The organism is Rhodococcus tibetensis (assembly GCF_024438035.1).
Lineage (GTDB): Bacteria > Actinomycetota > Actinomycetes > Mycobacteriales > Mycobacteriaceae > Rhodococcus_F > Rhodococcus_F tibetensis.
In genome coordinates this window covers 95,436-107,981 of the sequence record NZ_JANFQF010000008.1, presented here as the reverse complement: position 1 = coordinate 107,981, position 12,546 = coordinate 95,436, and the positions used below count along the sequence as shown (strand labels likewise).

Here is a 12,546-nt window from a genome sequence, read left to right as displayed (position 1 = left end):
GGTGTTTGCCGTTCTACCGCGGCTTCGCCTCGTCAGCCCGATCAATCCATTCCTGGGCACTCGCACCGCGACGCAGTCGGCCGGTGCCCGGGACGGACGCCCACACCGCGAACGCGAGAAGCCCGTCGACGACGAGGGCCAGGACCGTCACCAGGAGCGCACCGACAAGTACGCGATCGTATTGGCGCAAGGCGAGTCCGTCGAAGATGTAGCGACCGAGCCCGCCGAGGTTGACGTAGGCGGCCACCGCAGCGGTCGCAATGATCTGCAGCGTGGCGTTGCGCAGTCCGCCTAGTATGAGCGGCAGCGCATTCGGTGCCTCCACACGGCTGAGGACCTGCCACTCGGTCATGCCCATCGCGCGGGCGGCGTCCACGACCGTCCGGTCGGCGTTCGCGACACCGGAGTAGGTGCCGGCCAGCAGCGGCGGAATGCCGAGTACCACCAGCGCGAGGATCGGCGGGATCAGACCGAGCCCGAGGAGCAGCACGAGGAAAGTCAGCAGGCCCAAGGTGGGCAGTGAACGCAGCGCATTGACCAGTCCCACCACCAGCACCTCGCCTCTGCGAATGTGGCCGATGACCAGGCCGACCGGCACCGCCGCGGCAGCCGAGAGTGCCACTGCGAGAAAGCTGTACGAGAGGTGTTCGAGAATGCGCGCCCCGATGCCGGCCCTGCCCTCCCAGTTGGCCGGATCCACGATGTAGTCCCACGCGCCACCGAAGATGCTCACGCCTCCTCCTTCTTCTGACGTGTCCATGGTGTGAGCGCCCGGCCGAGGAGGAACAGCGCCAGGTCGAAGACCAGCGCGAGGACGACGATGGAGATGATCCCGGCGAGGATCTGATCGGGGTAGTCGCGTTGGTAGCCGCGGGTGAAGAGAGTCCCGAGACCGCCGATCCCGATCAGCGAACCGACCGAGACCAGCGAAATGTTGGTGACCGCCACGACACGCACGCTTGCCGCGAGTACCGGTATCGCCAAAGGCAACTCGACGGTCAAGGCCCGGTGCAGGCGCGTGAAGCCCATCGCCGTCGCGGAGTCGACGACGTCAGCGGGAACCGAGTCGAGGGACTCCGGCACGGCGCGGATGAGCAGGGCGGTGGAATAGATGGTCAATGCGATCACCACATTGAGCGGATCGAGGATCTGCAGTCCGACGACGGACGGGATGGTGACGAAGAGGGCCAGCGACGGGATCGTGAACGCGATACCGGCGACGGTCGATGTGACCTTTCGCAGCACCGAAGCGCCGCGGATCGCGGTTCCTACCGGGACGGCGATCACCAGCCCGAGGAGGAGTGGCACCAACGCCAGATAAAGGTGGGTCTTGGTCAGGTCGACGACCACGGAGAAGTTGTCGATGAGCCACCGCACGGAATCACGGCCCCTCGGAAGAAGCGGACGTGGGCGCGAAGAACTGCTTGTTCCGCGCTCGATCCTCGGCTGCCCGTTGTTCCGTCAACTTCTCGATGACCTCGGACCCGAGAATGCCACCGCGGGCGGCGCCGTCGCCGTCGACCGCCACACCTATCCCCGACGGCGACGAGATGGCCGCATCCAACGCCTGCCGCAGGTCTCCCTCCGGCGGGAACAGTGAACCCCCTGCGGCAGTGCATTCCGAGAGAGGACGGCCCGAGCGCACCCCTTCGACGCCCGTGATGTCGATCCAGCCTCGCGGAACACCGGAATCTGTCACCACGAGCGCCCACTCACCGCGGTCGAGCCGCAGCGTGTCCAGCTCACGTTCGGTGGCCGTCCGAAGGGGATGGAGAGAAATTTCTTCTGCCGTGCGGAACGACAGGCCACGGTAGCCGCGGTCGCGTCCCACGAATCCGGCGACGAAATCGGTGGCCGGCGCGGACAGCACGGTGTCGGGGGCATCGTATTGCTGGAGTCGGCCGCCCGGCCCGAAGACGGCCAACCGGTCGCCGAGCTTGACCGCCTCGTCGATGTCGTGCGTGACGAACACGATGGTCTTGCGCAGCTCGGCTTGCAGTCGTTGCATCTCGGCCTGCAGGTCTTCGCGGACCACGGGGTCCACCGCACTGAACGGTTCGTCCATCAGCAGGATCGGCGGGTCTGCGGCCAGCGCCCGGGCCACGCCGACACGCTGCTGCTGCCCACCCGACAACTGGCCGGGGTAACGGCCTGCCAGCGCGGGATCGAGGCCGACACGTTCGAGCACCGACAGCGCCGCCGTCCGGGCCGCTCGGCGGGAATCTCCGCGCAGGACGGGGACCGTCGCGACGTTGTCGATCACGGTGCGGTGCGGTAGCAGTCCGGCACTCTGGATGACGTAGCCGATCCCGAGGCGAAGTTTCACCGCATCGGTAGAGGCGATGTCGCGGCCGTTGACCGAGACGGTTCCGGCCGTCGGGCTGATCATCCGGTTGATCATGCGCATCGACGTGGTCTTGCCGCAGCCGGAAGGCCCGACGAAGACCGTGAACGACTCGGCTTCGATGTGCAGATCGAGGTTGTCGACCGCCGTGGTCCCGTCCGGGTACCGCTTGGTGACGCCCGAGAATGTGATCACCGTCGACTCCTCATGAGACCGGCTTGTCGAGCCCCTGGTCGACTACCCACTGCTTCGCGGCCGCCGCAGGCTCCGTCTTGGAGTCACCGGACACCGAATCGTTCAGCTTCACCAGCTCTTCCGTCGTGAGCTTCGCGGACAGCGCGTCCAGCGCCCGCGTGAGCTCGGCCGACGATTTGGCGGCGCGAACCACCGGAACGACGTTCTGTGCGGGAAAGTTGTTCTTCGGATCCGTGAGCACCACGAAGTTGTTCTTCTCGATCGCCGGCGACGTCGTGAAGATGTTTGCCGCGGTGATCTGCCCGGATGTCAGGGCGTCAACCGTGGCGGGGCCGCCGCCGTCCGCGATGGGAACGAAGTTGGCGGGCGCGATGTCGAGTCCGTAATTCTCCTTCAGCCCGACCAGGCCCGCGGGGCGCTCCTGGAATTCGGCGGGTGCGCCGAACTTCACCTCCGCCGAATGCGCTGCCAAGTCCGCGATCGAGGTCAGATTCCACTTCTGTGCGGTCTCCGCGGTGACCACGACGGCGTCCTTGTCCTCGGCCGGAGCGGCGGTGGTGATCGTCAAATCCGATCCCAGTGCGCCCGGTAGTGCAGCGTTCACGTCGGCTGCGCTCGTGGCAGTCGACTGCGGGTCGAGGTACTGCAGAAGATTGCCCGTGTAGTCCGGGATGACGTCGATCGACGCGTCCTTCAGCGCGGGGATGTAGGCCTCCCGGCTTCCGATGTCGAACTTCGTAGTCACGTCGAAACCGTTGGCGCGGAGAACCTCGGTGTAGATGTTCGCCACCGTCTCGGACTCGGGGAAGTTCGCCGAGCCCACGATAACGGCGTTCTCGTCGTCACCGGACCCGTCACCCTCGGCGGACAGCGGATCAGAGCTGGCCCCGCACGCGGCGAGGGAGACCACGGCAACCGTGGCGAGCGCGAGGCTGCCGAGACTGCGGCGGGCGAACCCGCGACCCGGGGAATTGTTCGAGGTGCGCATATGCGTCCTTCCGTCGTCACCACTGCCACGTGCTCGGCCGTGCCGACAGTATCCGGCCGTGCCGACATCATCCGGTGGGCGCGCTGCCGGGCCGGTGTGGCGTCAGTGTAACGATAGGTACGTGAGCAACACCGATTTCGGCCCAGCGTGATTCGAAGGAAGGCGTGCGAGGTGGCACAGACACGTAACGACGGATCAGGGAGCCGTCGTCCCCGTAAGTCCGTTCGTCTCGGAGCGTGGGTCGCGGCGTCGGTGCTGGTCTTGATTCCCGGGGCTCTGTCAGCCTGCGAGGTCGACAACACGGCTCTCGACGATTCCGCGGGCGAGACGTCTGGGGAGATGGTCGTGGGGTCCGGAGACACGGCGGAGAGCCGGATACTGGCCGAAATCTATGCGGGCGCTCTCCGTTCGACGGGCGCGCCGGCGTCCACCGAGACAGGTCTGGGCGACCGCACAGCCTATCTTCGAGAGCTCGATGCGGGGGAGGTGACGCTGGTGCCCGAATTCACCGGCCGACTGCTGCGCTACTACGATCCGGAATCGACCGAGAAGGAACAAGGCGAGGTGTTCGAGGCGTTGAGTCGAGCGCTACCTCAAGGGCTTTCGATCTCCGACTATGCGGCGGCCGAGGATCGGTCCGCGCTGGCGGTGACTGCGGACACGTCCACTCGGATGCCGTTGACGACGCTCGACGAGCTCGTTCCCTCGTGCAGCCGGACCACCGCGGTGCTCACTCCTGATTTCGAGGCCGCCGCACTCGCCGATCTGACCGGGTGCACGTTCGGGCAGACGCGTACGGTCCCGGGCGGCGCGGACGCTGTCGCCGAACTGTCTGTCCCCGCCCCGGCGGACGGCGCCGTGGTGGCAGGAGTTACCACAGCGTCCCCGGAGGTCGCGAGCGCGGATCTCGTTCTGCTGGCCGACGACGAGCATGTCTTCACCGCCCAGAACGTGGTGCCGCTGTACCGGATCGGGGCCCTAGGTGAGCCGCAGATCAAGGCGCTGAACGTGGTGGCGGGAGAGCTGACGACAGCGGACCTGGCCGACATGATCGGCCAGGTCCGCGGTGGTGCCGATTCACCCGACGTAGCTCGTGTCTGGCTGGACGCACATGTGTGACTTCACGTACGCCCCGAGTTCGGCGACGGCGTCCGCTGCCTCACGCACCAGCGAGGCCTGCAGGTGCGCAACGTGCCAGAGCCGGGCGTACTCGGTGAGCGTCACGTCGACGCCCGACTTTTCGAGCTTGTCGACGAACTCCAGGATCTGCGGATAAAGGACCTCGTCGAGTCCGACATGAACAACAGTGGGCGGTAGCCCCTTCAGGTTTCCCTGCAACGGCGCGTAGCCCGGGTCGAACTTGTCTCCGCTTCCCAGATACTTCGCGGCGGCATCCAACGACCACGCGGTATTCACCACGAGGTCGCGGTCCCGAATCATGTCGCGCCGTCCCGGATCGACCCACGGAGAGATGAGACCCAGTGCGGCTGGGGTGACCCCGTGCCGGTCGATCAGGCGCCGGGCCGTGGCCGCCGCGAGACCACCGCCCGCGGAGTCGCCGGCGATCGCCAGTTGACCTGTCTCGTACCCGTGTTCGGTGTTCAGCTCGAGGTACGCCGCCACGGCGTCCTCTAGTCCGGCCGGGAACGGATGTTCCGGGGCCAGGCGGTAGTCCAGTGTGTAGACCACGCTTGCGGATTCACGTGCGAGGTGCGCAGCCAACGATCGGTGCGTCGCCGGCGATCCGATGGTGTACGCCCCACCGTGGAGATAGAGCACGGCGGTCCGGCGCTCGGTCGCGCCCACCGTGATTCGCTCGGCGGGCCGCCCGGCCAAGGTGATCGGTCGGCACACCGCCCCTTCCGGCATCTGCTGCAGCGGTGCGGCCACTTCGAGCAGCGCTCTCTGCACCGGGTACGGCAGCCGTGGGTTGAGGCTCAGCCGGTAGAACGGCCGCAGTGCCGCGGCGACCACCGGAAGCGGCAAGGAGAAGCTCACCGGGACCTCAGTTCGGCTTGGGGAGAACGCGCCCGGCGACGGCGGCGACCACTCGCTGGTAGCTCGGCCCGACCACGCGCACCCAGGCGTCGAGGAACTTCGCGTCGGCGCCGATGAGCACCCGGGCCTTGCTCTTACGCACACCCTTGACGATGGTGGCAGCCGCATCTTCGGGTGTGGTCCGGGCGAGTTTCTTGTCGAAGAACTGGGCGAACGTGTCCAGGTCTTCGCCGGGGCCTGCGGTGGCATTGCGGGCAATGGCCGTCTTGATGCCACCCGGATGCACGCAGGTCACCTTGACGGGATGCTTCGCAATCAACATCTCCTGTCGCAGCGACTCGGTGAAGCCGCGTACCGCGAACTTCGCGGAGTTGTAGGCCGTCTGGCCCGGCATGGACAACAGGCCGAAGAGGCTCGAGATGTTCACCAGGTGGCCGTCGCCCGACGCGATGAGATGCGGCAGGAATGCCTTGGTGCCGTTGACGACTCCCCAGAAGTCCACGTCCATGATCCGCTCGATGTCCTTGAACTCGGACTTCTCGAACTCGCCGTGGTACGCGATACCGGCGTTGTTGTAGACCTGGTTGATCTTCCCGAAATGGGCACGCACCTCGTCGGCATACGCGAGGACCGCTTCGCGCTCGGTGACGTCCAGATGATCCGACTTGACCTCGGCGCCGAGCGCGGCGACCTGGCGGGCCGTCTCGGCGAGACCGACGGTGTCCATATCGGAGATCGCCAGCTTGGCGCCCTGTCCTGCCAGATTGACGGCGAGGGCCCTGCCGATCCCCGAACCGGCGCCGGTGATCACGACCACCTTGCCTGCGAATGCGCTCACTGTGCGGCCACCTTGTCGTCGTCGAGGTTGATCTGTGCCGAGATGGCGGAGGAACTCTTGGCCTGACCGTTCACCTTCACCGGTGCGGGAAGGTCGGTCGCGGCCACACTGTCGTACGCCGCCAGGTCGAAACGCTTGGTCTGGTTCCGGAACGAGAACGTGAAGCCCGGCCACAGCGTCGTGTTGTTGCCGTGCTTGTCGAGGTACCAGCTGGCGCACCCGCCGTTGTTCCAGACGCTGTGCGACAGCTTCTCCTGGAGCTCGGCGTTGTAGCGGTCCTGCGCGTCCTGCCGGACCTCGATCTTGCCGATGCCGTACTTGTCGAGGGTCGCGAGCGCGTCGACGAGGTAGTTGAGCTGCGACTCGATCATGAAGACCATCGAGGTGTGGCCCAGTCCGGTGTTGGGACCGACGAGGAAGAACATGTTGGGGAAGTTCGCGATCGCCGCGCCCTTGTAGCCCTGCTGTCCGCCTTCGTCGAAAACCTCGGCGAGCGAGCGGCCGTCCTTGCCGAAGATTCCCTGGAAGGTGGGGGAGTCGGTGACGTGGAAACCGGTAGCGACCACGATGGCGTCGACCTCGCGAACCGTGCCGGTCTTCGAGACCACGGCGTTGCTCTTGACCTCGGCGATGCCCTCGGTCACCAGGTCGACGTTGTCCTGTGCGAGGGTGGGGTAGTAGTTGTTCGAGATCAGCATGCGCTTGCAGCCGATCTGGAAGTTCGGGGTGACCTTCTTGCGTAGGTCCTTGTCCTTGATCTGACGGCGCAGGTGGCGCTCGGCTGCGAACTGCAGCGGCTTCATGAACATCGGTGCCTTGGCGAGTCCGACGACCTGGCTCTCGCGCATCCAATAGATACCGCTCCGGCACAGCTTCTGGAAACCGGGCAGGTACTTGAACGCGGTGTGCTCGGCCTTCGTGTACTCGCGGTCGGCGCGGGGCAGGATCCACGGGGCGGTGCGCTGGTAGACGTCGAGGTGTGACACCTTCTTGCCGATCGCCGGGACGATCTGGATGGCCGAGGCGCCCGTGCCGATGACGGCAACCCGCTTGCCCGTCAGGTCGGCGTCGTGGTTCCAGCGGGCGGAGTGGAAGATCTCGCCCTCGAACTCTTCGATGCCCTTGATGTCGGGGAGGGACGGCTCGCACAGAGCGCCGACCGCGGAGACGACGATCTTCGCCACGAAGTTTCCCTTGGTGGTGGTGACCTCCCACCGGGTGGTCTGCTCATTCCAGTGCGCGGACTTCACGTCACAGCCGAAGACGTGCCGGTCACGCACCTTGTACTTGTCCGCCACCGACTGGATGTACTTCTGGATCTCGGGCTGGGTCGAGAACGACCGTGTCCACTCCGGGTTCAGCGCGAACGAGTAGGAGTACAGGTGCGAGGGGACGTCGCACGCCGCGCCCGGGTACGTATTGTCGCGCCAGGTTCCGCCGACCTCGGTGCCGCGTTCGAGCACGAGGAAGTCGGTCTTGCCTGCCTGGGTGAGCTTGATGGCCGCGCCCAGGCCGGCGAACCCGCTGCCGATGATCAGGGTGTCGACGTAGCGGGCACCCGCGGTCGTGTCGTAAGTGTCTGTGACGGGAAGACTCATGTAAGAGACAATAGGGCGCTATTGAGGGGTAGTCAATAGCTATTGACCTTCATTCAATAGGGTGATGTCATGGACGTCGTGAAGCGGACCCGTCTCAGCCCGGAACAACGACGGGCGCAATTGATCGACCTCGGTGCGAAGATGCTGGCGCAGCGGCCTCTCGAACAGATCTCGGTGGAAGAGATCGCCGACCAGGCCGGAGTCTCCAGGGGACTGCTGTTCCATTACTTCGCTTCCAAGCACGACTTTCACCTCGCCATCGTGCGTCACTCCAGCAGCGAAATGCTGGCCCGAACGGCGCCCGACCCCTACGTCGGCGACGCCAGAGATCCGTTACAGATCCTGCGGTCCGCACTGGCCGCGTATGTCGACTACGTATCCGAGAACCGGGGCACCTACGTCTCGTTGCTCCGCGGTACAGCCAGCGGCGACCCCGACATGCGGGCCGTCTTCGAGGAGACACGCGCGATGATGTCCGAGCGCACCCTCGAACAGCTTCCCGTCATCGGCGTCGAGCGGACGCCCGCGGTCGAGCTGGCGGTTCGCGGCTGGATCGCGTACGTCGAGGAGGTCACGATCAGCTGGCTGCGCGACCCCCAGCTCACCCGGGAACAACTGATCGAACTCAACGTCCAGGCGTTGCCGGCCCTCACGATCGCAGCGGCCCCCGAGATCGCCGCAGCCCTGGTCTCGGCCACCAGCGCACACCCCTAGCGAGGTCCAGATACCACAAAGCCGGGTCGAATCCCTCCGTGGAGTGAATTCGACCCGGCTCAGTGGTAGATCAGTCGATCACACGCTCAGCTGAACGCTTCGTCGATGATCTCCTGCTGTTCCACAGCGTGCACCTTGCTCGAACCCGAGGACGGTGCCGACATGGGACGGCGCGAAATGCGCTTGATCCCGGACAGCTTCTCGGGCAGCAACTCGGGCAACGCGAGACCGAAGAACGGCCAGGCACCCTGGTTGGCCGGCTCCTCCTGGACCCACCGGAATTCGGAGGCGTTCGGGTAGCGATCGAGCGTCTCACGCAAGCGACGGCTCGGGACCGGGTACAGCTGCTCGATACGAACGATCGCGATGTCGTCGCGGTTGTCCTTGTGCTTCTTCGCCAACAGCTCCCAGTACAGCTTGCCGCTGACGAGGAGCACCCGGGTGACCTTGCTGCGGTCGCCGTCACCGGTCTCGTAGACCGGCTCTTCGAAGACGGAGCGGAACTTGCCGGTGGTGAAGTCCTCGACATCGGACACTGCCGCCTTGTTGCGCAGCATCGACTTCGGCGTGAACACCACCAGCGGGCGGCGGATTCCGTCGAGCGAGTGACGACGCAGCAGGTGGAAGTAGCTGGCCGGCGTGGACGGCACGGCCACCGTCATCGATCCCTCGGCGCACAGCTGGAGGAAACGCTCGATGCGCCCGGACGTGTGGTCCGGACCCTGACCCTCGTGACCGTGCGGCAGAAGCAGCACGACATCGGACAACTGACCCCACTTGGCCTCACCGGACGAGATGAACTCGTCGATGATGGGCTGCGCACCGTTGACGAAGTCACCGAACTGCGCCTCCCACAGCACGAGCGCGTCCGGGTTGCCCACGGAGTAGCCGTACTCGAAGCCGACAGCGGCGAATTCGCTGAGCGCGGAGTCGTAGACCAAAAACTTGCCCGGGTTTTCGCTGCCGAGGTTCTGCAGCGGCGTGTACTCGTCGCCTGTCTTGCGGTCGATGAGCACCGAGTGACGCTGCGTGAACGTACCGCGGCGAGAGTCCTGGCCGGACAGACGAACCATCTTGCCCTGGTCGACCAGCGAACCGAACGCGAGCAGTTCGGCGAACGCCCAGTCGACCTTGCCCTCGCGGGACATTTCGCGTCGCTTCTCGATGACCGGCTTGACGCGCGGGTGCACCGAGAAACCGTCGGGCACGTTGACGAAGGCGTCACCGATCCGCTCGAGCACCGAACGGTCGACCGCCGTGGTCAGCTTGGTGGGCAGCGGCTGGTCGAGTTCGACCGACTCACTCGGCTCGGGCTTGTACTTCTCGAGCTCGCGAACCTCGTTGAACACCCGCTCGAGCTGACCCTGGTAGTCGCGCAGAGCGTCTTCGGCTTCCTTCAGGGAGATGTCACCACGGCCGATCAGCGATTCGGTGTAGCTCTTACGAACGCTGCGCTTGGTGTCGATCACGTCGTACATCGCCGGCTGGGTCATCGACGGGTCGTCGCCCTCGTTGTGACCGCGACGGCGGTAGCAGATCATGTCGATGACGACGTCCTTCTGGAACTTCTCCCGGAAGTCGACAGCGAGCTGCGCAACCCAGACGCAAGCCTCGGGGTCGTCACCGTTCACGTGGAAGATCGGAGCGCCGATCATCTTCGCGACATCGGTGCAGTACTCGGAGGAACGCGAGTACTCCGGGGCGGTGGTGAAGCCGACCTGATTGTTGACCACGATGTGGACGGTGCCACCGGTGCGGTACCCGCGCAGCAGCGCGAGGTTCAGCGTCTCGGCCACCACACCTTGACCTGCGAATGCGGCGTCGCCGTGCAGCATCAACGGCAGAACGGTGAAGCCGTCCTCGCCCTTGTCGAGGATGTCCTGCTTGGCGCGGACCAGTCCCTCGAGGACCGGGTCGACGGCTTCGAGGTGGGACGGGTTCGCGGTGAGGGACACCGTGATGTCGTTGTCGCCGAACATCTGGATGTACGTGCCCTCGGCGCCGAGGTGGTACTTCACGTCACCGGAGCCGTGCGCGGCAGCCGGGTTCATGTTGCCCTCGAACTCCGTGAAGATCTTGGAGTACGGCTTACCCACGATGTTCGCAAGGACGTTCAGGCGACCACGGTGGGGCATGCCGATGACGACCTCGTCGAGCTGGTGCTCGGCGGCCTGGTCGATCACGGCGTCCATCATCGGGATGACGGACTCGGCGCCTTCGAGGGAGAAACGCTTCTGGCCGACGTACTTGGTCTGCAGGAACGTCTCGAACGCCTCGGCGGCATTCAGCTTGCTCAGGATGTACTTCTGCTGAGCAACGGTCGGCTTGACGTGATGCGCCTCGACGCGGTCCTGCAGCCACTGCTGCTGTTCCGGCTCGAGGATGTGCGTGTACTCGACGCCGACGTGGCGGCAGTACGCGTCACGCAGCACGCTGAGCACGTCGCGCAGCTTCATCTTTTCCTGGCCGTGGAAGCCGCCGACCTTGAACTCGCGGTCGAGATCCCACAGGGTCAGATCGTGCGTGATGACGTCGAGGTCCGGGTGGCTACGGAACTTGTCCTTGACGAACTGCAGCGGGTCCGTATCGGCCATCAGGTGACCGCGGTTGCGGTACGCGGCGATCAACTCGAGGACGCGCGTGTTCTTGTCGACTGCACCTTCCGGCACATCCTGGCGCCAGCGGACCGGCTCGTACGGGATGTGCAGCGCGTGGAAGATCTCGTCGTAGAACTCGTCGCTGATCAGCAGGTTGTGGATGGTCCGGAGGAAGTCGCCGGATTCGGCACCCTGGATGATGCGGTGGTCGTACGTCGAGGTCAGCGTCATGAGCTTGCCGACGCCCATGTCGGCAATGCGCTCGTCGCTGGCGCCCTGGAACTCGGCGGGGTACTCCATGGCACCGGCGCCGATGATGGCGCCCTGGCCCTGCATCAGGCGCGGCACGGAGTGCACGGTGCCGATGCCACCAGGATTGGTGAGGGAGATGGTGACGCCCGAGAAGTCCTCGCCGGTGAGCTTGCCGTCACGCGCGCGCCGGACGATGTCCTCGTAGGCGCTGTAGAACTGGGTGAAGTTGTGCGTTTCGGTGTTCTTGATGGCGGCCACGACGAGAGACCGGCTGCCGTCCTTGCCCGGCAGGTCGATGGCCAGGCCGAGGTTGGTGTGCGCGGGGGTGACGGAGTGCGGCTTGCCGTCGATCTCGGCGAAGTGCCGGTTCATGTTGGGGAACGCCTTGACCGCCTGGACGATCGCGTAACCCAGTAGGTGCGTGAAGGAAATCTTGCCGCCGCGGGTACGGGCGAGGTGGTTGTTGATGACGATCCGGTTGTCGAACATCAGCTTCGCGGGGATGGCGCGAACGCTGGTGGCGGTCGGAATGGCCAGCGAGGCGGACATGTTCTTCGCGACGGCAGCAGCGGCGCCGCGCAGAACCTTCGATTCTTCGGTAGCGGTCTCGGGAGCAGGCGCCTTCGCGGTCGACTCCTTTGCCGGTGCGGTCTTGGCCGGTGCGGCCTTCGGTGCGGCCGTCTTGGGCGCCGCCGTCTTGGGAGCTGCACCGTTGGCCGCGGACTTCGCAGCGGCACCGTCGCCCGTCTTGGTTGCCGACGCGGGGGCGGTCTCGGCCTTGGCGGCCGGGGGCGGCGACGTCTTGGCGGGGGGAGCGGCAGCAGAGGCGGCGGTGGTGGTGCCGTTCGTGCCGCGTCCGTTGGCTGCGACGGCCTTGGCGGCGGCGTCGGGGGAGTAATCCGTCAGAAATTCGTGCCAACTCGCGTCCACGGACGACGGATCGTCCTGGAAACGCTGGTACATTTCGTCAACCAACCACTGGTTCTGTCCGAACTGGGATGTAGAGCTGCTGCTCACGGCAG

At 65.6% G+C, this 12,546-nt stretch carries 10 protein-coding genes; 2 read left to right on the top strand and 8 right to left on the bottom strand.

What is annotated here, in order from left to right; all coding sequences use genetic code 11:
- Nucleotides 1–13: 13 nt before the first annotated feature.
- The 4 genes from NOF53_RS11610 to NOF53_RS11595 are packed head-to-tail and all read right to left on the bottom strand — an operon-like array spanning nt 14 to nt 3,527.
- On the bottom strand, nt 14–733 hold the full coding sequence (locus tag NOF53_RS11610) for an ABC transporter permease (protein WP_255968329.1): 720 nt from the start codon (nt 731–733) through the stop codon (nt 14–16).
- Complete coding sequence (locus tag NOF53_RS11605) at nt 730–1,377, bottom strand: ABC transporter permease (protein WP_255968327.1); 648 nt, start codon at nt 1,375–1,377, stop codon at nt 730–732. The genes NOF53_RS11610 and NOF53_RS11605 overlap by 4 nt, the downstream gene beginning before the upstream one ends.
- A gap of 4 nt (nt 1,378–1,381) precedes the next feature.
- Nucleotides 1,382–2,539 (bottom strand): ABC transporter ATP-binding protein, encoded by a 1,158-nt coding sequence (locus tag NOF53_RS11600; protein WP_255968324.1) that lies wholly within the window; start codon nt 2,537–2,539, stop codon nt 1,382–1,384.
- A 10-nt stretch (nt 2,540–2,549) separates the two neighbouring features.
- The gene (locus NOF53_RS11595) at nt 2,550–3,527 is read right to left on the bottom strand and encodes an ABC transporter substrate-binding protein (RefSeq protein ID WP_255968323.1); all 978 of its coding nucleotides are present in this window, start codon (nt 3,525–3,527) and stop codon (nt 2,550–2,552) included.
- A gap of 171 nt (nt 3,528–3,698) precedes the next feature.
- Here NOF53_RS11595 and NOF53_RS11590 point away from each other — a divergent pair, with 171 nt between their 5' ends.
- Nucleotides 3,699–4,646: an ABC transporter substrate-binding protein gene (locus NOF53_RS11590; RefSeq protein ID WP_255968322.1), complete on the top strand. Its 948-nt coding sequence runs from the start codon at nt 3,699–3,701 to the stop codon at nt 4,644–4,646.
- Here NOF53_RS11590 and NOF53_RS11585 read toward each other — a convergent pair.
- Genes NOF53_RS11585 through NOF53_RS11575 form a run of 3 tightly spaced genes read right to left on the bottom strand, consistent with a single transcriptional unit; the run spans nt 4,605 to nt 7,961 of the window.
- Nucleotides 4,605–5,525: an alpha/beta hydrolase fold domain-containing protein gene (locus tag NOF53_RS11585; RefSeq protein WP_255968320.1), complete on the bottom strand. Its 921-nt coding sequence runs from the start codon at nt 5,523–5,525 to the stop codon at nt 4,605–4,607. The two genes, NOF53_RS11590 and NOF53_RS11585, sit on opposite strands and share 42 nt — an antisense overlap.
- A 7-nt stretch (nt 5,526–5,532) precedes the next feature.
- Nucleotides 5,533–6,363, bottom strand: a complete 831-nt coding sequence (locus tag NOF53_RS11580; RefSeq protein ID WP_255968319.1) for an SDR family NAD(P)-dependent oxidoreductase — start codon at nt 6,361–6,363, stop codon at nt 5,533–5,535.
- Complete coding sequence (locus tag NOF53_RS11575; RefSeq protein ID WP_255968318.1) at nt 6,360–7,961, bottom strand: flavin-containing monooxygenase; 1,602 nt, start codon at nt 7,959–7,961, stop codon at nt 6,360–6,362. The genes NOF53_RS11580 and NOF53_RS11575 overlap by 4 nt, the downstream gene beginning before the upstream one ends.
- 69 nt (nt 7,962–8,030) lie before the next feature.
- Here NOF53_RS11575 and NOF53_RS11570 point away from each other — a divergent pair, with 69 nt between their 5' ends.
- Nucleotides 8,031–8,675 carry a TetR/AcrR family transcriptional regulator gene (locus NOF53_RS11570; protein WP_255968317.1) on the top strand — a complete coding sequence of 215 codons (645 nt, stop codon included), beginning with the start codon at nt 8,031–8,033 and terminating at the stop codon, nt 8,673–8,675.
- 86 nt (nt 8,676–8,761) lie between these two features.
- On the opposite strand, the gene NOF53_RS11565 is transcribed toward NOF53_RS11570, so the two are convergent.
- Nucleotides 8,762–12,541: a multifunctional oxoglutarate decarboxylase/oxoglutarate dehydrogenase thiamine pyrophosphate-binding subunit/dihydrolipoyllysine-residue succinyltransferase subunit gene (locus NOF53_RS11565; protein ID WP_255968315.1), complete on the bottom strand. Its 3,780-nt coding sequence runs from the start codon at nt 12,539–12,541 to the stop codon at nt 8,762–8,764.
- Between the last annotated feature and the right edge of the window lie 5 nt (nt 12,542–12,546).